The sequence below is a fragment of the Blautia pseudococcoides genome, from assembly GCF_001689125.2.
GTDB classification, from domain to species: domain Bacteria; phylum Bacillota; class Clostridia; order Lachnospirales; family Lachnospiraceae; genus Blautia; species Blautia pseudococcoides.
Window position 1 is genome coordinate 4620163 of sequence record NZ_CP015405.2, and the last position, 24295, is coordinate 4644457.

Here is a 24295-nt window from a genome sequence, read left to right on the forward strand (position 1 = left end):
CCGAAGGATAGAACAGTATCCTTCGGCCATTGCTGACTGTGGGAAACAGGGACTTTTAAGACCGGGTTTCTAAAGCCGGTCCGCAGTATTGTTCCTATATGTCATTTCATCATATTTCCGAGAACCTGGTTGACCAGTTTGCCGTCTGCAATACCTTTTACTTTCGGCATCAGTACCTTCATGATCTTTCCTTTATCTTTACCTGTAGGGGCTTCAATTGCCAGTTCTTTCAGTACGCCCTCAATAACTTCTTTGATTTCCTCTTCACTGAGCATCTTGGGAGCAAATTCTTCATAGACGGCAATTCGTTTTGTGCACTCATCAAAGATGTCGCTTCTATCTGCAGGAGTCAGTTCCAGAGTTTCTTTGGTCTGTTTGATCTCTTTTAATACCACTTCATTCTCTTCCGCTTCAGTCAGGTCTTCTCTCTTGTCAATGGCTTTGTTTTTCAGGGCTGACAGCAGCATGGACAAGGACTCTTTTCTTTCTTTTTCGCCTGCTTTCATGGCAGCGACCATGGCTTTTCTCACTTCATCAATTTTACTCATTGTCGGAATCTCCTTTTCTTTTTTTCATGGCAGCAGGCATCTGTGAGGATGCTGTCTGCGTTCTAGCTTATTAGTATACCACTATAATCGGGAGGGTGCCACATTTTATTTTGTGAAAATTCACCGCACTCTCAGCAAATTCCACCTGAAATAAGAAGCCAACAACCGGATGACCACCGTAACGATCAACCCCAGTATAACTCCTGCCGGTTCCCCCATAGAGTCCCTGCACACAACGCAGACAATTCCCCCCGCAATGGAAGCGCAGGCATAAATCTCACGTACCAGAATATAAGGCGTCTCCCCTGCCAGGATATCCCGAAGCACACCTCCGCCAACACCGGTCAGAACACCAACAAAAACAAAAAAGAAAGTATTATTCTCCGTCACAACACTTGCGGCGGCCTGAATACCTACCACAGTGAAAATACCCAGTCCGAAAGTATCGCAGAGCATCATGACATTATCATAATATTTGTTCTTGGCCCTGGACTTTAGAATTTCCGGATTCGTGTAGGTGATGGCAAAGAGCAGGGTAGCGGTCAGGATGGCAAAAAGCACATAGACTGGTTTGGCAAAAGCAGTGGGAGGTGTGATGCCCAGAATAATATCACGCATCATACCGCCGCCTACCGCCGTGGTAGCCCCCAAAATATTGACTCCGAAAATATCCATTTTCTTCTCAATGGCGATCATTGCCCCTGATGAGGCGAAGGCCACTGTCCCGATCATTTCCAATATAAAGATAAAGGTATCCATATTTTCCCCTTTGAAATAGATTTTATTATTTATTATACGGTATACATGTAAAAAAATCGTCAGTAATGGAGAGAATAAAACTGGATTTGACTTTTTTTGCCTGGTTTGATACATTAATGCTACATACTTTAAAAAGCTAACGCATCAACCGGTCAGGGGACGAAAGCTGGCTGTCCCTGCAGCCGGATCACACGGAGGAGAGAAAATGCAGAAACACAAAAATGGAAGCTTCACCAATTCCCTGGGCTTTGTACTGGCCTGTGTGGGGTCTGCGGTGGGGCTTGGGAACATCTGGATGTTCCCTTACAGACTGGGAGAATACGGGGGCGCGGCTTTTTTGATCCCCTATCTCATCTTTATCTGCCTGTTTGGCTTTGTAGGCCTTTCGGCTGAATTTGCCATAGGACGAAGGGCCGGAACAGGAACGCTGGGGTCTTATGAATACTGCTGGGCATCCAGAAAGAAGGGGACAGTTGGAAAAGTGCTGGGCTGGATCCCTCTTTTGGGATCTATGGGGATCGCTATCGGTTATTCTATCATCATCGGCTGGGTGCTCCGTTTCCTGGCGGGCTCTGTGACGAATGTGGTGCTCACAGAGGATTCCGCTGAATTTTTCGGTCAGGTCACTGCGAATATGAAGAATCTGCCCTGGCATATGATTGTGATCGCAATTACAGTGATCATTTTGATCACAGGCGCGGCAAGCCAGATTGAGAAAGCGAACAAAATACTGATGCCTTTGTTTTTTATCCTCTTTGCCATTCTGGCGGTGAGGGTGTTCTTTCTGCCGGGGTCCCATGAGGGATACCGCTTCCTGTTTGTGCCAAAGTGGGAGGCACTGGCAAAGGTGGATACCTGGGTCATGGCTATGGGGCAGGCTTTCTTCTCCCTGTCTATTACCGGTTCAGGAATGATCGTTTATGGCTCTTACCTGAGCAAAAAGGAGGATATCCCCAAGTCCTCCATACAGACAGCGGTTTTTGATACCATTGCGGCTATGCTGGCAGCGCTGGCTATTATGCCGGCTGTGTTTGCGTTTGGGATTGAACCATCCGCAGGGCCGTCCCTGATGTTCATCACGATCCCGAACATCTTCAAGCAGATGCCAATGGGACGACTGTTTGCTGTTATCTTCTTCCTTTCCGTATGCTTTGCGGGAATTACATCCCTCATCAATATGTTTGAGGCGGTGATCGAGAGCTGGCAGCATAAGTTCAGCTTCCAGAGGACAAAAGCAGTTGCCCTCTGCGGCGGGGTTGCGCTGGCGGTGGGGCTGTTTCTGGAAGAGGAGTCAAAAGTGGGGCACTGGATGGATTTTATCACCATTATCATTGTGCCGTTCGGCGCCGTGCTGGGTGCGGTCTCCATCTACTATATCCTTGGATTTGACAAGATAAAGGAGGAACTGGAGGAGGGCAGGAAGAAACCCCTGCCAAAAGCTTTCCAAGTGGCTGCAAAGTATCTGTACGTGCCTCTTGCGGTGATTGTGTTTATCCTGGGTCTTATCTACAAAGGGATTGGATAAAGATTTTTAACTATAGTTTTTTATATTTCGGAATGCTGCTCTCTGTATGCGGAGGGTGACATTCCGATTTTCTTTTTAAAGCTGTTGCTGAAATAATACTGGTTGGCGTACCCGCACCGGATACTGATCTCTTTCAGGGACAGGTTGGAGCTTTTCAGATATTGGCAGGCAGCTTCTGTCCGCTGGGCGGCTATGGTGTCGCTGATACTCTGCCCATATACTTTTTTAAAAAGTGCGCTGAGATACGCCGGGCTTACACCTGCATGTCCTGCAATATCGTTTAGACAGAGGGTGTTGTCCTCAAAGTTTTCCCTGATGTAGCTAAGTACCAGCCCGCAGATCTGGTCATGGTAAGTCTGGAGTGAGGTGTCCAGCTTTTGGCAGACCTGAAGGCAGAGGTGATTCATCCATTTATAGAATTCCTCATAGGTATTGAAAAGTTCAAAATGGTTGTAAACAGAGATGATATCATGTTCCAGGTCCCCGGTGTCAATGTTCAGCTCGTATAAGAATTTCAGGATCCGTCCCAGAAGAGAGTATATCCTTACGAATACAATGTTCTTGGTCTGGTATTTCAGGGAGATCTCCTGGAAAAATCCACGGAGCCATTCCTCAATGGCAGGCGCGTTTTTCTGGCACAGGAGACGGATAAGTTCCTCCTCTTTCGATTCGGAGAAGGAGAAAAGGCTGAATTCCCGGCCGAGAGCCTCCCGTGCGTCAAAGATATTTTTGTGAGGAAAGAAAAAACGGTATTTCAGTGCGTGGGAGGCATTTTCATAGGAGATATGTAGATTCCAGAAATCCTCCACCACAGTGCCGATGCCTACATTCAGAGAAAAAAGTCCTTCCCGGTACTTTTCCATCAGCCCCAGGACCGCTTTGTGGGCAGCCTGGAGAAAATGATTGGAACTGCTTGTGTTCTGTGCAAGGATGGCGATCACGCCGTTGAATTCTTTTACAAAGTAAACCTGCCCGAAAACGGCGCACTGTTCCGCTAACAAGTCACACACGTTCAAAAGTTCGATCTGGTATTGGGTGATGCCCAGTTCATCTTCCGCGGAGGAGGCATTTTCCACCTCCAGTTTCAGAACATTAAAGCAGGAGAAGTCAAGGTTTAAGTTCAGGTATCCGGGATAGCGCCCCAGATGGGCAGCGGCGTCCTTGCCGGAATAATGAAGCAGGTCTGTGAAGAATTTTTCTGTCATCAGGGGGCGGCTCTGCTCCACAAGTTCCCGGTTGTGCCGTTCCCTGTCAATGATGCTGAAGGCATTGCGTATTTTTTCCGTGAGATAGCTGTAGTCCAGAGGCTTTTCAATATAGTCACAGACGCCCAGACGGATGGCGCGTTTGGCGTACTCGAACTTGTCATAGGCGCTGATCAGGATGATTTTTACCAGGGGATTCATGGACAGGGCAAGGCTGCTCATGGAGATTCCGTCCAGGTTGGGCATTTCAATATCAGAGATGATCAAATCCACAGGGGCACGCCGCATGGATTCTATGGCGGAATCCCCGTTGTTCTCCACGTGGATGACTTCCGCGTCCAGAAGCTCCCAGTCTATATTTTGGACAATACCCTCAGAGGAGAGGGTATTGTCATCCACGATCATTACTTTCTTCATCGCTGTCCTCCATCTGTTCAAATGTAATTATTATTTTTGTTCCCTGATTCAGCCTGCTTTCCACGTGAACGGTTCCGTTTCCGAAGGAAGGGCTGGAGAGTCTTTTGTTTACGTTTCCGATGCCGAAGTGTTTCTGATGATCAACGGTTTTGTTTTTCAGAGTGGCCCGCAGTTCTTCCAGCTGTCTGGGCGCAATACCGGCTCCGCTGTCGGTTATGGTAATAATGACCGTATCATCACCGTAAGAGACATCCAGGGATATGTGTACGCAGGGGGTCTGCCGGGAGATACCGTGCTGAATGCTGTTTTCCAGAAACGGCTGCAGGGTAAAGCGGCATATGAGGAAGTTCTGGATACCGTCCTCCGCATGGATTTCCCAGGTCAGGCTGTCTTTGTGGCACAGCTTTTCCATTTCCAGATACAGGCGGGCGATCTCAAGCTCGTCCTCAATGCGGATCAGGTCTCCGGATTTGCGCAGGGTAAGGCGGTAAAACTGCGTGAGGTCTGAAATCATCTGCTCCGCAGTTTCAAGTCGTCTAAGGCTGATACAGGTCTTCACGGATCCCAGGATGTTGTAGAGAAAATGCGGGTTGATCTGGGACTGGAGTAGCTGGTATTTCAGCCGTTCCTCCGAGAGGGAGAGTTCCAGGATGGAATCCATATTTTGATTCAGGGATTCCTGCATGTTCCGAAACGTGACCCCAAGGCGGTCAATCTCGTCATAAGAGGAGGGGGACTTTGCAGGGGGTGCCAGCTCCGGAACGGTGTAGTGTGCGCTTTTTCCCAGATGGAAGGTTTCCATGGCCAGGGATAGCTTTTTTAACCTTTTTGCCAGGTTGCCCGAAATCATGATGATGACAAGAACCGTAAGCGGCAGGGACACCAGCAGGGTGAATACAAGGGTCTTCAGAAGAATCTGGGTGTTTTTCCTTATGTAGCTGCCGGGGATCTCCGTAACATGATACCAGCCGTTGTCCAGCCTTGCTGTGTGATAACTGATATCTCCTTCCTTTAAGGTGCCTGTCTCTTCTTTTGTGATCAGGTTCAGGGTATCTGCATCCAGGGAAGTGCCGCAGAGGGCCCCATGGCTGTGCGCCATGATAGTGCCGTCCTCTGCCGCAAGATAGCTTGTGATGTCCGTATCGCTGAAGGTATCGGCAAGGGCGTCGGAGAATTCAGAGGGGTCTATGAGGATGGTATAAGCATACTCTGTGGCACCGGTGCCCTGGTTGCGCAGAAGCCGGCAGCACACGAGTACATCCCTTGCGGTATAACCTTCGGACAGGATGAAAGGGATCTGCATATCGGGATGGTAGAACCAGATGGAGTCCGTGCCGGGATTAAGCCTCTTTTTTTCGGGAATGCGGAAGCTTTCCAGTTCCTCCAGGGGATAAAAGTAAAGGCCTTCGTCTGCCCCTGTCTGATCCCGGGGCAGAAATATGGAAATATGATAATAGCCAAAGGTTGTCTTAAACATGGAGATATCGTTTCTCACACTGCCGAATACAGACAGGGACTGCGTGGAGGAACTGTCTGTCTGTGACAGGGTGTACATATCATACTGAATGGAATCGGCTACATTTTCCGTCTGCCGTATGCGGTCATTCATCTGGACATTCAACTGGTCATCTGCCAGGAGCGCAGAGGTCATGATCTTATCCTCCGCAATCTGATAAGTTACATGATAGAAGATAAAACCAATGATGCCCAGGGGCAGCAGCGTGCAGATGAGAAAGGCCAGCAGCAGCTTTGCCTGAAAATGGGAAAAGACGGACCTTATCCGGTCAGAGTATTTTTTCATAACGGACTCCTTTTTCCTTTGTTTTAGTGATTTTCATTATAGAACACAGGCAATCCCCATTTCAACAGAGATAAAAATAATATAAACGAATCAAAAAATATTGTATTTAGAAAAAGGGTTATCTCTGGTATTTTTATGCTATCAATAAAAAATGCAGACGGCACGAATGAAAATGCCGGAAATGGAGGAAGTATGAAGAAAAAGACAGTAAGTGTATTACTCACAGTGACAATGGCGGCCGGACTGCTGGCAGGCTGCGGCGGAAATTCCAGTGATGCCCAGGGGGATCATGAATTGACCCTCTACAGTATCAACACCACGGACCCTGACTTTGATGAATGGCAGAAAAATGTGGAAGATGCCACAGGGCTGAAGCTCAATGTCATTGCAGCACCCACGGATTCCGATACACGTCAGCAGAAGATCACCACCATCCTCTCCACAGGCGACAGCAGTGTGGATATTATAGAGATCAATGATGAGATGAGCGCTTCATTTAAAAATTCCGGCTGGCTGGAGGGGTTGAATGATACGGTTATGACAGAGGATATCCGGAGTGAGTTCCCGCAGGGTTATCTGGAAGACATGATCACAGACAAAGACGGAAACATTGTGGGCGTGCCCGGATATTCCGGATATCTGGCTTTCTGGGTCAACCAGGAGATCATGGACCAGGTGGGTATTACATCCATTGACACCAAGGAAGATTTCATGAAATATATGGAAGCTGTTTCAAAGGACGGCAGATACGGATACGGCGGTTCCTGGGAAAAGACCTATGTATTTAATGAGGTTGCCCAGTTTGTCAACATGTTCGGCGGCGACTATTTTGACTGGACTAACCCGGCAAACAAAGAGGCCATCCGGTTCCTGCATGACATGGTACAGAACGGACAGACACCGATTGACCAGATCGCTGATAAATATGAGCAGATGAATCCAAAGGCCAATGACGGAAAATACGGAAGCTGGTTCATGTGGGGGCTGGGAACAGACTACGAGAAGGCGGATATGCTTGGCGAGGATAAGATACATATGGCAATGGTCCCTGATTTCAGCGGAAAGGGTGAGCGCGCCATCTTTACGGATTCCTGGAGTTATGTGCTGAACAAGGCCTCCAAGAACAAGGAGGCAGCAGAGAAATTTCTGAAATATATGGCTGAGGAGGGCGGTATGGAAGCATCCTACAAGGCATTTGACCGCTATCCTGCCAGGGCTGATGTGGCTGCAAAGGTGGTGCCGGACACGGACCCCGCAAAGGAGATGTACAGCAGATATGCAGAGGAATGCAAGGTACAGGGACGTCCCATGCTTCCTCAGACCATGGAATTCATTACCGATATGGGAACTATTTACCAGTCCTGTATGAAAGATGAGATCACTGTGGATGATTTCTGCAAAAAGGCACAGGAGCTGGTGGATAAGTACAGGAAATAAAGTCAGGTACAGGCACCGCAGCAGATTCTTGTCCCGCGGTGCCTTTTTAGAGAGGAGGAGCCAATTGACAATCAGTAAAAAATCAATGAAATGGATACCGTGGATCCTGATCCTGCCGGTTATTTTGATCCGTGGATTTACGACGCTGTATCCCATCGGGGCGACCCTGAAAAACAGCCTGTTTGACATTAAGGTGCTTTCAGGGGTCAATGAGTTTGTGGGACTCAGCAATTATGTCAATGTGTTTAAGGACCCCAAGATTATTTCGTCCATGAGCTTTACCGTGATTTTTGTGGTGGTATCCATGGTTTTCCATATTATCCTGGGCGTAGCCCTGGCCCTTATTCTGAACATGAAGTTTAAGGGGCGCAGGTTTTTAAGGACAATTGTGCTGATCCCCTGGGCTATGCCCGCAGTCGTCATCGGTATGGCGGCAAAATGGGGGTTCAACAATGATTATGGCATGATCAATGATTTTATCCGCCGGTTTGTGTCGGATTTCCAGTTTAACTGGCTGATCAATACCGGGTCTGCCAGGGCAGCGGTGATCGCCATGGACCTGTGGAAAGACCTGCCGTTCTTTGCCATACTGATACTGTCAGGCCTGCAGTTCATATCCGGGGATATCTATGAGGCTGCTAAAGTGGACGGCGCAAACGGTATACAGAGCTTTTTCAGGATCACACTTCCCCTGATCACGCGCAATGTGATCACCCTGTGTATTCCATTTACCCTTTGGAGGCTGACCACCTTTGACCTGGTATATGCCATGACGTCAGGAGGACCGGGGGAGGACACGTCCCTGATCGCCTACAGGATCACCATGGAGGCATTCACCAACCTGAATGTGGGGTACGCAGCCACGCTGGCGGTGATGCTGTTTATTGTGATGGCGCTGTTTTCCTGGTTCAATATAAAGGTTATGAGCAAGATGTCTGATTAGGAGGGTGAACATGAGAGATACCAAGAAATACAGAATTTACAGGGGATGTGTGACAGCCGGCAGATGGCTGCTGTTTGCAGTTGTGGCTTTTCTCATACTTTTTCCGGTGTACTGGATATTTATTTCCTCCATCACACCGCCGGGTGAACTGTTTCAGACGCCCATCCAGTATTTGCCGGAACATCCCACACTGGAAAGCTATAAATTTCTGATTGAAAATGTAGGATTACTTGCTAAAATAGGAAATACAGTATTAATTGTAGGCGTGACCCTGGTTGTCAGTACTGTGCTGTGCGCCATGGCTGCCTATGGATTTTCAAGGTTTCAGTCAAAGGCTGTCAGTATTTCGTTTGCGTTTATTATTGCTACCATGCTGATCCCTGAGGTGGTGACTGCCAGACCTTTATATGAGTTCATGCGCAAGGTGGGGCTGTATGATACCTATCCGGGACTTATCATTCTCTATATCAGTGCGGTGATCCCCTTTACTGTACTGATCCTCAGGAATTTTGTGTCAGAGATACCGGTATCCCTGGAGGAGGCGGCTGCTATAGACGGTGCCAGCTTTTCCCAGAGGCTGTTTCTGGTGGTCCTGCCACTGATGAAGCCGGCCATTGCAACGGTGTGCATTATCAACTTTATCACATGCCTGAACAACTTTTTTACACCATTATATTACTCCAACGGCATTCAGGTGCTGTCCGTGGCTATTGTGCAGCTTCCGCTTCGGGACAATATGTACGGCGTGCCGTGGGATCTGGTAAGTTCAATGGGATGGATCATCCTTCTGCCGATCATTCTGTTTGTGGCGGTGTTTGAAAAACAGATCATGGACGGTATTATGGCAGGCGGAGTGAAAGCGTAAACAGGGAGGAAAAGAATATGTTTGATTTTACAGGAGGAAGTCTGGGAACACTGGCGTATGCCAAGCATGGAAAGAGCAGAGCCATTAATGCGGAGAACCCCACAGGGGAAAAGGGAAAGGGCGGAATGGCGGCAAGCCATCTGGGCCCTTCCAGAAAGGGCAGCCCCTGCCTTCATGACATAAAAAGCGGGGAAACGGTAACCCTGGCCGAGATGGAGGGACCGGGCGTGATCAACCATATCTGGGTCACAGTGACGGACAAGACCACAGAGGCGGACTGCTTTGTGCTCCGTGACCTGGTGCTGCGCATGTACTGGGATGATGAGACAGAGCCGTCTGTGGAAAGTCCTCTGGGGGATTTCTTCTGCTGCGGATTTGGCAGGGAATGCACTGTCAATTCCCTTCCCATGGCAGTGGTGCCGAGCCGGGGGATGAACTGCTATTTTCAAATGCCCTTCCGCAAAAAGGCCAGGATCACGCTGGAGAACCAGCATGCAAATCCCATTCCCGCATTTTTCTATCAGGTGGATTACTGCCTGTATGATACACTGCCGGATGATATTTCCTATTTTCATGCTCAGTGGAGAAGGGAGAGGATCACAAAACTCCGGGAAGATTATGTGATCCTTGACAATGTAAAAGGAAAGGGACACTATGTGGGAACATATATGGCGCTGACCACACTGGAACGTTACTGGTGGGGGGAAGGGGAGATCAAGTTCTATCTGGACGGGGATGAGGCCTATCCCACCATCTGCGGTACGGGGACAGAGGACTATTTCGGCGGCTCCTGGAGCTTCGCCGGGCAGGTGGACGGCAGGACTGTGGAGCAGAATTACTGCACCCCGTATCTGGGCTATCCTTATTATTCCGCCCATGATACGGCGGTCCATAACTTTTACCACAATGATGACTGTCCGCCCATGAGAGGTTTTTACAGGTGGCATATCCAGGACCCTGTCTGCTTTGAGGAGGATTTGCGTGTGACCATACAGCAGATCGGTGTGGGCCACAGGGGATTGTTTGAACGGCAGGATGATGTTGCCAGTGTGGCGTATTGGTATCAGGCAGAACCACACAATACCTTTCCGGTTCTGATGGAGAAAGAGGAGCGCTGGCCAAGATAAGGTGTAAAAGGTGAAAAAATATATTTTGGGGATTTTATTGGGAGTGAGTATTTTATGTGCCGGATGCGGCGGGAAGGACAGTAAAAGGCAGGAAGCACCCGGGAATCAGGAGGAAGGCAGGGGGGAGATAACCCTCATGCACCCGGATGCGGAAAAGGCAGAATTCCGGCAGTATATAGAGAAAGCGGAAAAAGAACTGGATCTGGACATCCATCTGCTTGCCAGCCCGGTCAATGCGGACAACCGCCATGCCCGCATATCCACCATTCTCTCTTCCGGGGACACTTCTGTTGATGTGATCGCGGTGAATGATGAGATGATCCAGGAATTTAAGTATCAGGGATATCTGGAGCCGCTGGGGGAAGATGTGATGTCCAAGGAGATACGTTCCTGCTATCCCGGAGACTATATGGAGAAAACCGTCATGGCGGAGGGAAAAGTATATTCCGTCCCCTATGTGATGGACCTTATGGTTTTCTGGGTAAATGAAAAGTTTCTGGATAAAGCCGGACTTGATGCTGTGAACAGTCAGGAAGATTTTGAAACGCTTCTGGACGGCAGATTCGGATATGGGTATTACGGCTACGGCAGCGCCTGGGAGACCACCTATGTGTACAATGAATTATCCCAGTTCATCCACATGTTTGGAGGAACATACGGGGATTGGGAGGATGAAAATACAAGACGGGCCCTTGCCTTTCTGCACGGCATGGCAGAGAAGGACCTGACACCCAGGGAACAGCTTGTGGACCAGTATGAACAGATGGAACAAAAATTCATACAGGGAAAATACGGCGCTATTTTCATGTACAGCGGCGCCATGGATACCTTTCTTCGGGCAGGGGTGTACGGGGATGATAAAATCCACGCGGCTCCCATGCCTCTGTTCAAAGCCAACGCTACGAACGTGGCTACATGGCAGTATGTGCTCAATAAGGCGTCTGTCCACAAAGAGGCTGCAAAGAAATTCCTGTCCTATGCAGCGGGCCGGGAAGGGAGCACTGCCTATGCGGATCATATGAAGAAACTGCCGGCCCGGCTTGACATTATCAGGGAGGGGAACCTGGACATACCGGATCTGGATATCCTGAAAAAATACGCGGAGGAACTGGAACTGAAATCCCGCCCTCTGTCAAAAACACCCATGAAGGATATCAAGGCCATAGGAGAGCTTTTTCAGCAGTATATCACAGATGAGATAAGCCTGGATGAATTTTGCCAAAGGGCAGTATTGCCCTGAGGCTTTTCTTATGCTAGAATAAAAGCGCACACAGTTTTCTAACTGCAGATGCAGCAGGGGGCTGTGTGTACAGAAGCAAACAACATGAGATTCCATAGGAAAAGGAGATAAATCATGAACGCAAAAGAATTCGCTTTAAAACAGCATGAGGAATGGAATGGCAAGATTGAAGTGATCAGCCGTGCAAAGCTGGAGACCCCGGAGGATTTGGCAGTGGCATACACACCTGGTGTAGCGGAGCCTTGCTTAAAGATCGCCGAGGATGTAGATTTATCCTATAAGTATACAAGACGCCACAATATGGTAGCAGTTGTGACCGACGGAAGCGCAGTTCTGGGTCTGGGAGACATTGGACCGGAGGCGGGTATGCCGGTTATGGAAGGAAAATGTGTGCTCTTTAAAGAATTCGGAGATGTGGACGCATTTCCTTTATGTATCAGAAGCAATGATGTGGACGAGATCGTAAACACAGTCCGTCTGCTGGCAGGAAGCTTCGGCGGTGTAAACCTGGAGGATATCTCCGCGCCGCGCTGCTTTGAGATAGAGAGAAAGCTGAAAGAATGCTGTGATATTCCCATCTTCCACGACGACCAGCACGGAACAGCCGTTGTCACCGCTGCCGCCATGCTCAATGCCTTAAAGCTCACAGGCAGAAAGCTGGAGGAGATCAAAGTGGTTACATCAGGCGCAGGTGCAGCAGGAATTGCCATTATCAAGCTGCTGGTAAGCCTGGGACTGAAGACGGTTATCATGTGCGACAGAAAAGGCGCCATCTATGAAGGACGGGGCGACTTAAATGCAGAGAAAGAGGAGATGGCTAAGATCAGCAACCGCGGCATGGAAAAAGGCAGCCTGGCTGATGTGCTGAAGGGGGCTGATGTGTTCATCGGTGTTTCCGCTCCGGGAACTGTGACAGAGGAGATGGTGAAGACCATGGCTCCCAACCCCATTCTCTTCCCAATGGCAAATCCGGTACCGGAGATCATGCCTGACCTTGCAAAGGCAGCAGGAGCAGCCGTTGTGGGAACCGGAAGAAGTGATTTCCCCAACCAGATCAACAACGTTCTGGCTTTCCCGGGGATTTTCCGCGGCGCGCTGGATGTGAGGGCTAAGGACATTAACGATGAGATGAAAGTGGCGGCAGCCTATGCCATCGCTGGTCTTATTGATGAGAAAGAGCTGACACCGGACTACATCATCCCGAATCCCTTTGACAAACGTGTGGCAAAGGCGGTTGCCCAGGCAGTGGCAAAAGCGGCCAGAGACACAGGCGTGAGCAGAATCTGAGAATAACCGGATAAATATTAAAATGGCTGTATTTCCGCCTCCGAAAGGATAGTGGAAATACAGCCATTTTCTTACATAGGATAGTACCCTTTACGCCCAAAACCACCGGATCTGCCGGAAAAATGCCCGGAGCTTTTTCCGGGGCCATTGCCGAAAATGGATGGGACAGGCAGGGAAGAAACCTTAGTGACGAAACGGTTCGGCCCGTCCATGGAAAAAGCCAGGTGAGGACTGCCGCCCCTATCTCATGATAGGAATCTTCCGTAAAAGATTTGCGGAGTCAGATGGATTTTGAAGAATAGGCCAGAAGCAGGCAGCCTCCCAGATACAGGGAAAGCGCTGCCAGTATTCTTCCGGTCCTCCCCCGCAGTGACGGCGATAAACATATGCCCAGGGATTTTCCTCAGATAAGGGGTAACCAGACGCCGGAAACCAGTTTTTGTACCATTTCTCCGAAAGTCAGCGTTTTCTTTGAAAAATAGCCCGATATAAAAATAAACGAAGGCATGTGGAAGGAAGAGATCATCCATTTCAGCCCGGATAAAAACAGGTGCAAATAGAAATTTTGGGCTGGATAACGGTAAGTGTTGGATAAATTTACAAAGAAATGGATTTGCGTTCTGAAAAATATTTGTTATAATGGTTATTAATAGTGTAAAATGAAACTGACACCGGAATACAGTTGTAATCCGTTACAGCAGAATCAGGCAGAAAAGGGTGAATATATGAACGAAGATGAAAAAAGAGAGATTGAGAGAAAGAAACGGATCCAGGCTCGTGAAGAGAGACGCCGTCAGCAGGTAATGAAACAAAGGATGATTCTGGCAGGTGCAGCCGTTTTAATATTACTGGTCATTATTGTGAGCGTCGCTGTGGGCAACCACAAGAAAAAAGTAAAACAGGAAGAGGAGATCAAAGCCGCCCAGCAGAAGAAAGCGGAGGAAGAGGCAAAAAAGCAGGAGGCGGACAGCGAACTGCGTTTCCTGGCAGTAGGTGACAACATTCTGCAGGATGCTTTGATCGAATCGGGAAAAGAGAGCGAAGAAACCTGGAATTATGATGCCCTGTACGCACAGGTGGCAGAAGATATCCAGAGCGCTGACCTTGCTTGTGTCAATCAGGAACCACCTTTTGTCAATGACCATAAGGATGTATCCGGGAGCGGGCTTATGGGAACGCCCCTTGAAGCCGGGGATGCGCTGGCAAAGGCAGGATTTGATCTGGTGACTCAGGCCACCAACCATGCTTTTGATAAGGGCAGGCCGGGAATCCTGAATTCAGCCGCTTTTTGGCAGACACAGCATGCGGATGTTCAGCTTCTGGGCATTCACGGGGATGAGGCGGACGCGGAGAACCGTGTGAAAGTCATTGATAAGAAGAACATGAAGATCGCCGTGATGAATTACACATACGGGGTGGATGAGGATGCCGGCTTTTCCGAAGCGGACTCTTATATGATCAATGTCTACGCAGAGGATAAGGTAAAGGCAGATGTGGAGAAAGCAAAAGGGGAAGCGGACTTTGTCATGGTATTCCTTCACGCCGGAGCTGAGTATTCAGAGGAATTTTCTGACACGGCGAAGCAGAGGATTGATTTCCTGGCAGCGCAGGGAGTGGATGCTGTAATCTGCAGCAATCCCCATGTTCTGCAGGCGTATGGCATGATGCCGCGGCAGGATGGGAAAAATATGCTGGTTTACAGCTCACTTGGCAATTTTGTTTCCGCGGATGATCAGATCAAAGGTCTTGTGGGAGGCATGGCAGATTTTACACTGAAAAAGGACGGCAAAACAGGGGAAGTGACCGTCAGTGATTATAAGATGACGCCCCTTGTCATGCATTATGACAGTGAAAAGAAAAACTGTGCAGTGTACAAGGTCTCAGACTATACAGAGGAGCTGGCGAAAGAACACGGCATACACCGGCAGACAGAGGAGACATTTACTTTGGACAGCATCAAGGAGCATGCTGCAAAGTATGAATCCCCACAGGCATTCCCCGCCTCGGAACAGAGCGGTTCTGACGCACCGGAGACAGAAGTGAAGGGAAAAGGCGTGTCCGATGGGGAGTCAGATGATCCGGAGGACAGCGGTTCAGACACCAAGAAAGAGAATACGGATAAAAAGGAAAGCACTTCAGGCGTCGAAAACAGAGCCTGAACTTAGGGCGGAGATGTGTAAGGACACAGCTCCGCCCTTTATTCGGAAGATCCTTTAATCTTCGGCATATTGTTCTGGAGAGAATGGATAGACCTCTTTGTAAGAGTCCAGTTCTGCCTGACTGGTGGGTGGTTTATACATGAGCCCAGTCATCTCCATAGCTGCCTGTCCGTCTAAGTCATCGGAGGAGCTGGATTCCACGTGGTAAACATCCTTGCTCCCCCCCTTTCCTCCGGTGCCGCTTCCCTGGCCCTTGCCGCCTTTGCCGCCTCTGTGGCAGTTTTCAGAATTTTTATATTCATTTGATTCGGTGATATCTTTCATTTCGCAAGTTTCCTTTCTGCGTTTTTTGTAGTAATAGTATGTGCGGAAAATATGGGAAAATGCATTGACAAACAAAACAGCCATAGTCTATGCTTTTACCTGACAAGAGAGAAACGGAAAAATTTTAAGGAGTGTATAGTATATGGAAAATATTAAGAAAAGCGCTTCACAGCTTATCGGCAATACGCCGCTTTTGGAGCTGTGTAATTACGAAAAGAAATATGGGCTGCCAGCGCATGTTATAGCAAAACTGGAGTATTTCAACCCGGCAGGCAGCGCCAAGGACCGGGTGGGCCTTCGCATGATCGAGAAAGCAGAGCAGGAAGGAAAGCTAAAGCCTGGAGCCACAATTATAGAGCCTACTTCCGGAAATACAGGGATCGGCATTGCTTCCGTGGCGGCTGCCAAGGGTTATCACGCCATTCTCACCATGCCTGAGACCATGAGTGTGGAGCGGCAGAAACTGCTTCGCGCCTATGGGGCGGAGGTGGTTCTTACGGACGGGAAAAAAGGGATGCAGGGCAGCATAGAGAAAGCAGAAGAACTTAAGCGCACCATACCCGGTTCGGTCATTATGGGGCAGTTTGACAATGAAGCTAACCCGGAGGCACATGAAACTGCCACAGGCCCTGAGATTTACAGGGACACAGACGGCAGGGTAGATATTTTTGTTGCCACAGTGGGAACAGGGGGAACGCTGACGGGTACAGGCAGATATTTGAAAAAACAAAACCCCGGTATTCGGATCGTGGCAGTGGAACCTGCGGAATCTCCTCTATTATCAGGAGGTCAGGCAGGAGCACACGGTATTCAGGGAATCGGGGCTAATTTCATTCCCGGTATTCTGGACAGGGATATTTATGATGAGATTATCTGTGTCACCACAGAGGATGCCTATAAAACAGGAAATGATATAGCCAAATGTGAAGGGATCCTTGTTGGGATTTCCTCCGGAGCGGCTGTGTGGGCAGCGGCTCAATTGGCCCGGCGTCCGGAAAATAAGGGTAAAAACATAGTAACCCTTCTTCCGGACACAGGAGACCACTATCTTTCAACTACAATGTATGACTAAAGCAGAGGAATGACAAAATATGAAACAGACAGAAAATATCATGGGGACAAAAAAGGTGCTTCCGCTTCTTGTTTCCATGTCCATACCACCCATGGTGTCCATGATGATACAGGCACTTTACAATATTGTGGACAGCATGTATGTTGCAAGGGTCAGTGAAAATGCCCTGACAGCAGTTTCCCTGGCCTATCCCCTCCAGAATTTGATCCTGGCAGTGTCCGTGGGCTTTGGCATTGGTCTGAATGCCTGCGTTGCCAGGGCTTTGGGGGCAAAAAATGTAAAAGAGACAGAGGCAGCGGCAGCTCATGGTATGATACTGACAGCCGTGCACAGTATCCTCTTCATACTGGTTGGCCTTCTGCTGGTAAAACCCTTTATTGGCATGTTTACCCAGGATGCGCAGATTTATAAAATGAGTTGTGAGTACGCCAGTATTGTGCTTTGCTTTTCTTTTGGCAGCATGTACCACCTCTTTGCAGAGAAAATCTTTCAGTCCGTGGGCAATATGGTACTCCCCATGTTCTTCCAGGCCATCGGTGCGGTTCTGAATATTATTCTGGACCCCATCATGATCTTCGGACTGCTGGGATTCCCTGCTATGGGAGTGAAAGGGGCAGCGGTGGCTACTGTCACGGCACAGATCACAGCGGGGATCATAGCTATGGTCTGCTATCTGAAGAAATGCACCCAGGTAAAACTGGACTTTCACGGTTTTCGCTTTGACTGGGAAATTGTAAAAAAGATTTATATGGTGGGTATCCCCTCTGCCATTATGATTTCCATGCCCTCCCTGCTGGTAGGTGCCTTGAACTCCATACTGGCCGCCTTTTCAGGGACTGCTATTGCGGCTTTTGGGCTGTACATTAAGATCCAGTCCTTTGTATATATGCCGGCCAACGGGGTGGTACAGGGAATGCGGCCCATTATGAGCTACAATTACGGGGCAGGCAGCAGGAAGAGAATGATGGAGACACTGAAAAGCAGCCTTCAGGTGGCTGGTGCCATTATGTTTCTGGGGACTGTACTCTTTCTGGCGTGTCCGGAATGGATCATGAAGCTGTTTGATGCAGGGGATGAAATGATGCGGCTGGGGGTTCCCATGCTGCGCATTATCAGCCTTGGTTTTGTGGTGTCCACTGTAGGATGCGTACTCTCCGGCTCTTTTGAGGCACTGGGACAGGGACTGCACTCCCTTCTGATCTCCATACTGAGACAGCTTGTGATCATTGTGCCGCTGTCTGCTTTGTTCTGCAGAATATGGGGCATATACGGCGTGTGGGTGACTTTCCCTCTGGCGGAGGCCATTGCAGCGGCAGCAGCAGTGATTCTGTTTAAACGGTACATGAAGAGATCAGAGATGTAGGAAGGTGATAGAATGGCAAAAAACAAGGACAAAGAAGTGAAGACAAATGCCATGAGGATCCTGGATAAAAATAAGATTCCCTATGAGACCATCACCTATGCGTGTGATGAATTCATAGACGGCCTGCACACGGCAGAGAAGACAGGGGCTCCGGTGGAGCAGTCTTTTAAAACGCTGGTAGCCCGGGGAAAGAGTAAGGAATACTATGTTCTGGTCCTCCCTATTGCAGAGGAGGTGGACTTAAAAGCCGCAGCCAGGGTGCTGGGTGAAAAATCCATTGAGATGATCCATGTAAAAGATATCACGGCAGTGACCGGATATGTGAGAGGCGGGTGTAGTCCTCTTGGCATGAAAAAGCAGTATAAGACCATCATCCAGGAGAGCGCTGAGAAATACAGCGGGATTTATGTGAGCGGGGGAAGGATCGGTTCAACTATTAAGGTGAACCCTGTGGATCTGGCGCGGGCGGCCCATGCCGCTTTTGCTGCTTTTACTGTAAAAGGGTAAAAAAAGAGAACTGTTGCGGAATGGTGAAGCACCTGTTTAAAAGGGGTTTCAACATTCCGCGACAGTTCTTTATAACTGAAAAGCATTCCTGACAATATCTGCCAGGATTTTTTGTCCCAGTCTGGTCAGGTGGATGCCGTCCGTGGTGATGGCGTCATAGCCGTGCTTCTCAATCTGCTGTTCCAGAGGCTTCTGCAGAGGAATAAAGTGAGCACTGTAGTTTCTGGCAAGCTTACGGATATTTTTGGACATTTTGTGCTGCCAGGGCACCCAGTCGTCATACGTTCCCTGTTTCGGGAAAAGAAACGGTTCCAGTGTAATGACTGCTGCTGTGGTTTCTCTGGATAGGTCAAAAAGCATCTCATGATATGCGCGGATGCTGTCCTCCAGCATATAAAGCTTTTCCTGTTCCGAGACGTCAGCCTGTACAATAAGCCCCACATCGTTGATGCCCACCAGAATACTCACGTAATCCGGATGATAAGAAATACAATCCCTCTGCAGAACTCCGGCAATCCGCTCCGTGATATTGCCGTCCACACCTTTATTCAAAACCCGCCAGTTGGGGTTGGTTCCGGTAATATAGGCCGCGAATTCGCTGACATATCCATCACCCAGAGGATTGTCAGATGTCATTCTGCCGGCATCGGTAATGCTGTCTCCTAAAAATACAATGATACCCATAGCGATTCTCCTTCGGCATATAACCATTTTCAGGCCATCTGATTGTATAATATACTATTTTAACTGAAAATGACCGTTATTGCAAATAGTAATTTTGTGAAGGGTTGCCAAAAAGACGTTTTGGTTATTTTTTCTATGGACAAGTCGTGCCTGGAAGTATATAATCATCTTCAACAGCAGCAAGACTGCTGCAGCCACTTTAAGTTTGCATCTCACACTTAGAAGTTGGCATTTCTGTTTTTGATCAGCCGTTCGGCAAATGAATTCCATGTAGATTTCGTAACAGAACAAAGACGGCCTCACCTCTGCGGGAGGTGCGGTATGTGAGGTTCAGCAGTGATGCCGGGCGGGGGTTTTTAAAAGTAAAGAGTGAAAAGGGGTGTTTTTATGTCTTTAGCCACATGCATGGCATTGTTTTTTTCCATCGGGGCGGTCTGCACCGATCTGTTTCTGGAAAAGGTGCCTAACAAATGGATCCTCCTGGGGCTTGCGGCAGGCGCCGGGTGCCAGGGGCTGTCACACGGCGCGGGAGGGATACCGCTGTTTTTGGGAGGTGTGTTTTTGCCGCTGCTGCTGCTGTTTCCGCTGTTCTGTTTTCGTATGATGGGAGCAGGTGATATTAAGCTTATGGCTGTACTTGGCGGAATCCTGGGTGTTTCCGGTATCCTGAAAGGGATGTTCTGCGCCTTTATTCTGGGCGCTGTACTTTCTTTGGCATTTCTTATTTCCTGCGGGAATCTGCGGGAACGTTTTTCTTATTTTTTCCATTATCTGAAAGTCTGTAAAGAGAAGCATTGTCCTGTTCCCTATGGGAAACAGGGGGCACAGGCGGAGAATCTGCATTTTACCGTGCCTATACTTCTGGGGATCATGCTGTATGCGGGAGGTTTTTGTTGAGAAAAAAAGTGTTGGCAGTCTGTGATGAGGAGGCATCTTATGCCTGCAGATTCACCGCATGGCTGGAGAGAAAGGGACATTACCCTTTTGAGTTTATAGCTTTTACAGGGGTGGATAAAGTCTGCGATTATGTACATACGAATCCTGTGGAGCTGCTGCTGGTGGCAGAAGGAACCATGTGTCCTGCGGTCAGCGGTCTGCCTGTGAAAAAACTTGTGGTTTTAGACGAGGAGAAAGGCACAGTGCCCGCAGAGCTTCCCGCTGTGCTGAAATACCAGTCCTGCGAAAAGATCATGCAGGAGGTGACCGCCCTCTACGGGGAAGAAGCCCGGGCAGAGGGGAGGGGTGCTGCTGCCCAAAGGGCGATGCATGTTCTGGGAGTCTATTCCCCCCTGGGACGTGTGGGGAAGACTTCCCTTGCGCTGGCGCTGGGGCAGTTCCTTGCGAGAAGGTATTCTGTGCTTTTTTTAAACCTGGAACCGTATTCCGGTTTTGAGCAATTATTTTCCTGCGGGTTTGAGAGGAATCTGGGAGATCTGTTTTACTATATCCGGCAAAAAAAAGGACAGCCGGCAGTGCAGCTTGCCGCTATGGTGCGCGGGGCCGGAGGGCTTTCGTATGTGCCCCCGGTCATTACGCCGGAGGATGTGGAGCAGATTACCGGGGAGGAATGGAGCGGACTGTTGGAGGAACTCAGGCTTTACAGTGGGTATCAGGTGATCATTCTGGATCTTGGTGGGGGAATCACCCAGGCGTCAGAACTGTTTGATGCATGCAGCAAGATATATATGCCTGTCTGTCAAGACAGGGTTTCAGAGGCAAAGCTGGCGCAGTATGAGGCCTGGCTTGGAAGTACGGGGCGGGAAGATGTGTTGAAAAAGACGGAGAAGCTTATGCTTCCGTCAGTGACTCCCCAGGGGGAGATGCCGTGGCCGGAGTGCCTTACGGTGGGCAGATTTGGGGATTATGTGAGAAAGCTGGTGCAGGATGGAGGTATTTTCAGAACTTAGGAACAGCCTGATGGAACGGCTGGACAGTATGTGGGAGAGTACGGATGAGGAGGTGATGGAGCTTATTGACCGTCTGCTTATGGCGGAGGGAAGAAGACTTGGACTGAATCTGGGGCAGAAAAGCGCGCTGCGCCGGGAATTATTTAGTTCCATCCGCAAATTGGATGTGCTGCAGGAGCTTTTGGAGGATTCCTGCGTTACGGAGATCATGGTAAATGGGTGGCAGCATATTTTTGTGGAGCGGGAGGGCAGGATCTCCCTCTGGGAAAAGCATTTTACATCCCCGGAAAAGCTGGATGATGTGATCCAGCAGATCGCCGGAAAATGCAACCGGGTGATCAATACCCTGCATCCCATTGTAGATGCCAGACTGGAGAATGGTTCCAGGGTCAATGCCGTCATAGCACCTGCGGCACTGAACGGCCCCATTCTCACCATACGCCAATTCCCAAAAGAACCGGTCACCATAGAGCGGCTGCTCTCCTTAGGGAGTGTGACGGAGGAAGCGCTTGGACTGCTGCTCCCTCTGGTGCGCGCCAAGTACACCATCCTCATCGGAGGAGGGACCGGGGCGGGCAAGACCACCATGCTGAACGCATTGTCCGAGTTCATTCCTGAGGATGAGAGAATCATAACCATAGAGGATAACGCAGAGCTTCAGATACAGGGGATTCCCAATCTGGTGAGGCTGGAGTGCAGGGCAGCCAATATAGAAGAGTCGCAGGAGATCACCATGTCTGACTTGTTAAAGACTGCTTTGAGGATGCGGCCGGATAGAATTATAGTAGGGGAGGTGAGAAGTGACGCGGAGGAACTGCTGCAGGCTGTCAATGTGGGGGCAGAGGGCAGTATGTCCACTATTCATGCCAACAGCTGTAATGACATGATATCAAGGCTGGAGACCATGGTTCTCATGGGAATCAACCTTCCCCTTCCGGCGGTCAGGAGACAGATAGCAGCGGGGTTTGATATATTTGTACATCTGGGACGGCTCAGGGACAAGACCCGCAGGATCCTGGAAATCTGTGAGATAGACGGGATGGCGGACGGGGAAATACTTTTGAATCCACTGTTTCTGTACGAGGAGGAAAGGGGCCTTGTACAGAAAGGAAAACTGAGACACAGAGAAAAATTAGAAAAGGCGGGGATGACACTTGAAGATGGATTATGAACACTACAAACTGACAATTCTGGAATGGGCCAGATATCTGGGGGAGAGCGTACTCATCTGCGTGATCATAGATGCGCTGTGCTACCAGAGTTTGATCACCTTTCTGTTTATGCTGCCCATTCCTTTCTGGTATATCAGGCAGAGAAAAAGGCAGCTCCTTCTGCTGAGGCGCAGAAGGCTCCATCACCAGTTCAGGGATGCGCTGAATGCGCTGGGGGCGGGAATCTCAGCCGGATATTCCCTGGAGAACGCGGTTTTGGAAGCCGGAAAGGATATGAACCGGATATACGGGCCTGACAGGGAGATATCCAGAGAACTTGCATATATGGCAGCACAGATGCGCGTCAGCGTTCCGGTGGAAAAACTATTTTATGACCTGGGACACAGAAGCCGGGTGGAGGATATCCGCAGTTTTTCCGAGATTCTGGCACAGTCTAAGCGTATGGGAGGTAATATGCGGGAGACCATTCAGAACTGTGTAAGGATCATGGAGGATAAGATTGATGTAAAAAAGGAGATTGACGCCATGCTGGCTGCAAGAAAAATGGAACAGAACATCATGAGCTTCATGCCGGTTGGTATTATACTCTATATGCGTCTGACCTCACCGGGGTTTATGGATGTGCTGTACCACAATGCTGCCGGGGTCTGCATTATGACTGCCGGACTTGGCTGTTACGCGGGAGCTTTTATCTGGGGCAGGAGGATTGTGGAGATTGAAGTATAAGAAAACCCTGACTGGGGAGAAAAAAGCGTTTGCAGCCGGCATGGCAGTTGTTTTACTGGCGAATGCGGCCGGCCTTACCACGTATATCCTGGAAAATAAGCGGGCCGGAAAAGAGAAAATGGAATATCTGGAGCGGCGGGAATATGGCCAGGGTGATTATGAGGAAGAACTGACAGTAAAGTCAGGGCAGGGAAAGCAGAATATAACGGTCCGTGTCCGTGAAAAAGAATACAAACCGAGTGAGGCAAGAGAAATTCTCAATCGGGTAAAAGATAAGATGCCCTCACTTATCCCAGGGAAGAACAGCAGCCTGGATAAAATCCGCTATCCCCTTCATCTGCCGGATCGCAGCCCTGATTTTCCTGTAAATATGTCGTGGAGCACTGACATGCCTGAAGTGTTGAACTGGGAAGGAAAAATCGGAGAAAATACTGGGGAGGGCGGCACAAAAGTAAACCTAACGTGCGAGTTGAGTCTGGGGCAGGAGACGGAACGGTGGGAAAAAGAAGTGACGGTCTATCCGGAGAAGATCACCCGTGAAGAAAGACTGCAGAGGGAGGTGCAGAAGGTGGTGGATACACAGAACAATGTCTCTGAGGAGAAGATAAAACTGCCGGGAAAAGTGGACGGAACCAAGGTCATTTTTCAGAAAGAACAGAGCGGAAACGGCGTGCTGATCTGCCTTTTCGGGACATCTTTTGGTCTGCTGATCCTCCCTTTGTACAGAGAAAAAGAGAAGGAAAAAGACAGGGAAAAAAAGGCCCAAATGCAGGCAGATTATCCCGATATTGTGAGCAGGATATTACTGTTTCTGCAGGCAGGACTGACGGTGCACAGTGCAGTGGAAAAGATTGCAAAAGACTACATCAACAGTTGCAAAATGTATGGTCAAAAGAAGCGCGCTGCCTATGAAGAACTTGTGGAGACTTATAGAGAAATGGAAGGCGGTATGCCCGAGATACAGGCATATGAGAGGTTGGGAAACCGTTGTAATACACCGGAATATAAGGTGCTTTCCGTGCTGTTGGTACAGAATCTAAAGAAGGGAAATCAGGGTGTATTAGCCCTTCTGGAACGGGAAACTACGGCTGCTGTGGAGGAGCGGAAAAGGGCGGCAAAAATTAGCGGGGAGCAGGCATCTACAAAACTTTTAGGCCCTATGTTTATACAGCTTGGGTTGGTTATGGCACTGATCATGATTCCTGCTTTTCTGAGTTTTTATTAGCC

22 protein-coding genes are annotated in these 24295 nt (G+C 49.1%); 16 read left to right on the forward strand and 6 right to left on the reverse strand.

The window, feature by feature from the left end:
• Nucleotides 1-101 precede the first annotated feature (101 nt).
• Both A4V09_RS21720 and A4V09_RS21725 read right to left on the reverse strand, forming a co-directional pair.
• On the reverse strand, nt 102-548 hold the full coding sequence (locus tag A4V09_RS21720) for a GatB/YqeY domain-containing protein (RefSeq protein ID WP_065544163.1): 447 nt from the start codon (nt 546-548) through the stop codon (nt 102-104).
• A gap of 120 nt (nt 549-668) precedes the next feature.
• Entirely contained in the window at nt 669-1307 is a 639-nt protein-coding gene (locus A4V09_RS21725; protein WP_065544164.1) for a trimeric intracellular cation channel family protein, read from the reverse strand.
• Nucleotides 1308-1512: 205 nt separating this feature from the next.
• On the opposite strand from A4V09_RS21725, the gene A4V09_RS21730 reads away from it, so the two are divergent.
• A complete protein-coding gene (locus A4V09_RS21730) occupies nt 1513-2832 on the forward strand; it encodes a sodium-dependent transporter (protein WP_065544165.1) in 1320 nt (439 codons plus the stop codon).
• Between the two features lie 20 nt (nt 2833-2852).
• Here the strand turns inward: A4V09_RS21730 and A4V09_RS21735 are convergent, their stop codons facing one another.
• Both A4V09_RS21735 and A4V09_RS21740 read right to left on the reverse strand, forming a co-directional pair.
• Nucleotides 2853-4454, reverse strand: coding sequence for an AraC family transcriptional regulator (locus A4V09_RS21735; RefSeq protein ID WP_065544166.1), 1602 nt, complete (start codon nt 4452-4454; stop codon nt 2853-2855).
• Nucleotides 4429-6255, reverse strand: coding sequence for a sensor histidine kinase (locus A4V09_RS21740; RefSeq protein WP_065544167.1), 1827 nt, complete (start codon nt 6253-6255; stop codon nt 4429-4431). The genes A4V09_RS21735 and A4V09_RS21740 overlap by 26 nt, the downstream gene beginning before the upstream one ends.
• A gap of 192 nt (nt 6256-6447) precedes the next feature.
• Between A4V09_RS21740 and A4V09_RS21745 the strand changes: the two genes are divergently transcribed.
• From A4V09_RS21745 to A4V09_RS21780, 7 genes are all read left to right on the forward strand, one after another.
• Nucleotides 6448-7692, forward strand: a complete 1245-nt coding sequence (locus tag A4V09_RS21745) for an ABC transporter substrate-binding protein (RefSeq protein WP_065544168.1) — start codon at nt 6448-6450, stop codon at nt 7690-7692.
• Between the two features lie 85 nt (nt 7693-7777).
• Nucleotides 7778-8635 (forward strand): carbohydrate ABC transporter permease, encoded by an 858-nt coding sequence (locus tag A4V09_RS21750; protein ID WP_065544913.1) that lies wholly within the window; start codon nt 7778-7780, stop codon nt 8633-8635.
• Nucleotides 8636-8645: 10 nt separating this feature from the next.
• The gene (locus A4V09_RS21755) at nt 8646-9500 is read left to right on the forward strand and encodes a carbohydrate ABC transporter permease (RefSeq protein WP_065544169.1); all 855 of its coding nucleotides are present in this window, start codon (nt 8646-8648) and stop codon (nt 9498-9500) included.
• A 17-nt stretch (nt 9501-9517) separates the two neighbouring features.
• Complete coding sequence (locus A4V09_RS21760; protein ID WP_065544170.1) at nt 9518-10627, forward strand: glycoside hydrolase family 172 protein; 1110 nt, start codon at nt 9518-9520, stop codon at nt 10625-10627.
• A gap of 10 nt (nt 10628-10637) precedes the next feature.
• Nucleotides 10638-11867 (forward strand): ABC transporter substrate-binding protein, encoded by a 1230-nt coding sequence (locus tag A4V09_RS21765; RefSeq protein WP_065544171.1) that lies wholly within the window; start codon nt 10638-10640, stop codon nt 11865-11867.
• Nucleotides 11868-11981: 114 nt separating this feature from the next.
• Nucleotides 11982-13154 carry an NAD(P)-dependent malic enzyme gene (locus tag A4V09_RS21770; RefSeq protein ID WP_065544172.1) on the forward strand — a complete coding sequence of 391 codons (1173 nt, stop codon included), beginning with the start codon at nt 11982-11984 and terminating at the stop codon, nt 13152-13154.
• Between the two features lie 725 nt (nt 13155-13879).
• Nucleotides 13880-15313 carry a CapA family protein gene (locus tag A4V09_RS21780; protein ID WP_065544914.1) on the forward strand — a complete coding sequence of 478 codons (1434 nt, stop codon included), beginning with the start codon at nt 13880-13882 and terminating at the stop codon, nt 15311-15313.
• Nucleotides 15314-15367: 54 nt separating this feature from the next.
• On the opposite strand, the gene A4V09_RS21785 is transcribed toward A4V09_RS21780, so the two are convergent.
• Nucleotides 15368-15637, reverse strand: coding sequence for a hypothetical protein (locus A4V09_RS21785; protein ID WP_065544174.1), 270 nt, complete (start codon nt 15635-15637; stop codon nt 15368-15370).
• Between the two features lie 142 nt (nt 15638-15779).
• Between A4V09_RS21785 and cysK the strand changes: the two genes are divergently transcribed.
• Genes cysK through ybaK form a run of 3 tightly spaced genes read left to right on the forward strand, consistent with a single transcriptional unit; the run spans nt 15780 to nt 18579 of the window.
• Nucleotides 15780-16709: a cysteine synthase A gene (gene cysK, locus A4V09_RS21790; protein WP_065544175.1), complete on the forward strand. Its 930-nt coding sequence runs from the start codon at nt 15780-15782 to the stop codon at nt 16707-16709.
• 19 nt (nt 16710-16728) lie between these two features.
• On the forward strand, nt 16729-18072 hold the full coding sequence (locus A4V09_RS21795) for an MATE family efflux transporter (RefSeq protein WP_065544176.1): 1344 nt from the start codon (nt 16729-16731) through the stop codon (nt 18070-18072).
• A gap of 12 nt (nt 18073-18084) precedes the next feature.
• Nucleotides 18085-18579, forward strand: a complete 495-nt coding sequence (gene ybaK / locus A4V09_RS21800; protein WP_065544177.1) for a Cys-tRNA(Pro) deacylase — start codon at nt 18085-18087, stop codon at nt 18577-18579.
• A 69-nt stretch (nt 18580-18648) separates the two neighbouring features.
• Here the strand turns inward: ybaK and A4V09_RS21805 are convergent, their stop codons facing one another.
• The gene (locus A4V09_RS21805; RefSeq protein WP_065544178.1) at nt 18649-19263 is read right to left on the reverse strand and encodes a GDSL-type esterase/lipase family protein; all 615 of its coding nucleotides are present in this window, start codon (nt 19261-19263) and stop codon (nt 18649-18651) included.
• 387 nt (nt 19264-19650) lie between these two features.
• Between A4V09_RS21805 and A4V09_RS21815 the strand changes: the two genes are divergently transcribed.
• From A4V09_RS21815 to A4V09_RS21835, 5 genes are read left to right on the forward strand one after another with little or no spacing between them, the layout of a single operon-like run.
• On the forward strand, nt 19651-20160 hold the full coding sequence (locus tag A4V09_RS21815; RefSeq protein ID WP_065544180.1) for an A24 family peptidase: 510 nt from the start codon (nt 19651-19653) through the stop codon (nt 20158-20160).
• The gene (locus A4V09_RS21820; RefSeq protein WP_065544181.1) at nt 20157-21170 is read left to right on the forward strand and encodes a P-loop NTPase family protein; all 1014 of its coding nucleotides are present in this window, start codon (nt 20157-20159) and stop codon (nt 21168-21170) included. Before A4V09_RS21815 ends, A4V09_RS21820 begins: the two co-directional genes overlap by 4 nt.
• On the forward strand, nt 21148-22341 hold the full coding sequence (locus A4V09_RS21825) for a TadA family conjugal transfer-associated ATPase (RefSeq protein ID WP_065544182.1): 1194 nt from the start codon (nt 21148-21150) through the stop codon (nt 22339-22341). Before A4V09_RS21820 ends, A4V09_RS21825 begins: the two co-directional genes overlap by 23 nt.
• Nucleotides 22331-23068, forward strand: coding sequence for a type II secretion system F family protein (locus tag A4V09_RS21830; RefSeq protein ID WP_084043815.1), 738 nt, complete (start codon nt 22331-22333; stop codon nt 23066-23068). Before A4V09_RS21825 ends, A4V09_RS21830 begins: the two co-directional genes overlap by 11 nt.
• Nucleotides 23058-24293 carry a type II secretion system F family protein gene (locus A4V09_RS21835; RefSeq protein WP_084043721.1) on the forward strand — a complete coding sequence of 412 codons (1236 nt, stop codon included), beginning with the start codon at nt 23058-23060 and terminating at the stop codon, nt 24291-24293. The genes A4V09_RS21830 and A4V09_RS21835 overlap by 11 nt, the downstream gene beginning before the upstream one ends.
• The last annotated feature ends 2 nt before the right edge of the window (nt 24294-24295 follow it).

Bases quoted from the DNA above. Each gene is read 5' to 3' on its own strand.
- A4V09_RS21720 (WP_065544163.1), bottom strand. From the start codon at position 548: ATGAGTAAAATTGATGAAGTGAGAAAAGCCATGGTCGCTGCCATGAAA.
- A4V09_RS21725 (WP_065544164.1), bottom strand. From the start codon at position 1,307: ATGGATACCTTTATCTTTATATTGGAAATGATCGGGACAGTGGCCTTC.
- A4V09_RS21730 (WP_065544165.1), top strand. From the start codon at position 1,513: ATGCAGAAACACAAAAATGGAAGCTTCACCAATTCCCTGGGCTTTGTA.
- A4V09_RS21735 (WP_065544166.1), bottom strand. From the start codon at position 4,454: ATGAAGAAAGTAATGATCGTGGATGACAATACCCTCTCCTCTGAGGGT.
- A4V09_RS21740 (WP_065544167.1), bottom strand. From the start codon at position 6,255: ATGAAAAAATACTCTGACCGGATAAGGTCCGTCTTTTCCCATTTTCAG.
- A4V09_RS21745 (WP_065544168.1), top strand. From the start codon at position 6,448: ATGAAGAAAAAGACAGTAAGTGTATTACTCACAGTGACAATGGCGGCC.
- A4V09_RS21750 (WP_065544913.1), top strand. From the start codon at position 7,778: ATGAAATGGATACCGTGGATCCTGATCCTGCCGGTTATTTTGATCCGT.
- A4V09_RS21755 (WP_065544169.1), top strand. From the start codon at position 8,646: ATGAGAGATACCAAGAAATACAGAATTTACAGGGGATGTGTGACAGCC.
- A4V09_RS21760 (WP_065544170.1), top strand. From the start codon at position 9,518: ATGTTTGATTTTACAGGAGGAAGTCTGGGAACACTGGCGTATGCCAAG.
- A4V09_RS21770 (WP_065544172.1), top strand. From the start codon at position 11,982: ATGAACGCAAAAGAATTCGCTTTAAAACAGCATGAGGAATGGAATGGC.
- A4V09_RS21780 (WP_065544914.1), top strand. From the start codon at position 13,880: ATGAACGAAGATGAAAAAAGAGAGATTGAGAGAAAGAAACGGATCCAG.
- A4V09_RS21785 (WP_065544174.1), bottom strand. From the start codon at position 15,637: ATGAAAGATATCACCGAATCAAATGAATATAAAAATTCTGAAAACTGC.
- cysK (WP_065544175.1), top strand. From the start codon at position 15,780: ATGGAAAATATTAAGAAAAGCGCTTCACAGCTTATCGGCAATACGCCG.
- A4V09_RS21795 (WP_065544176.1), top strand. From the start codon at position 16,729: ATGAAACAGACAGAAAATATCATGGGGACAAAAAAGGTGCTTCCGCTT.
- ybaK (WP_065544177.1), top strand. From the start codon at position 18,085: ATGGCAAAAAACAAGGACAAAGAAGTGAAGACAAATGCCATGAGGATC.
- A4V09_RS21805 (WP_065544178.1), bottom strand. From the start codon at position 19,263: ATGGGTATCATTGTATTTTTAGGAGACAGCATTACCGATGCCGGCAGA.
- A4V09_RS21815 (WP_065544180.1), top strand. From the start codon at position 19,651: ATGTCTTTAGCCACATGCATGGCATTGTTTTTTTCCATCGGGGCGGTC.
- A4V09_RS21825 (WP_065544182.1), top strand. From the start codon at position 21,148: ATGGAGGTATTTTCAGAACTTAGGAACAGCCTGATGGAACGGCTGGAC.
- A4V09_RS21830 (WP_084043815.1), top strand. From the start codon at position 22,331: ATGGATTATGAACACTACAAACTGACAATTCTGGAATGGGCCAGATAT.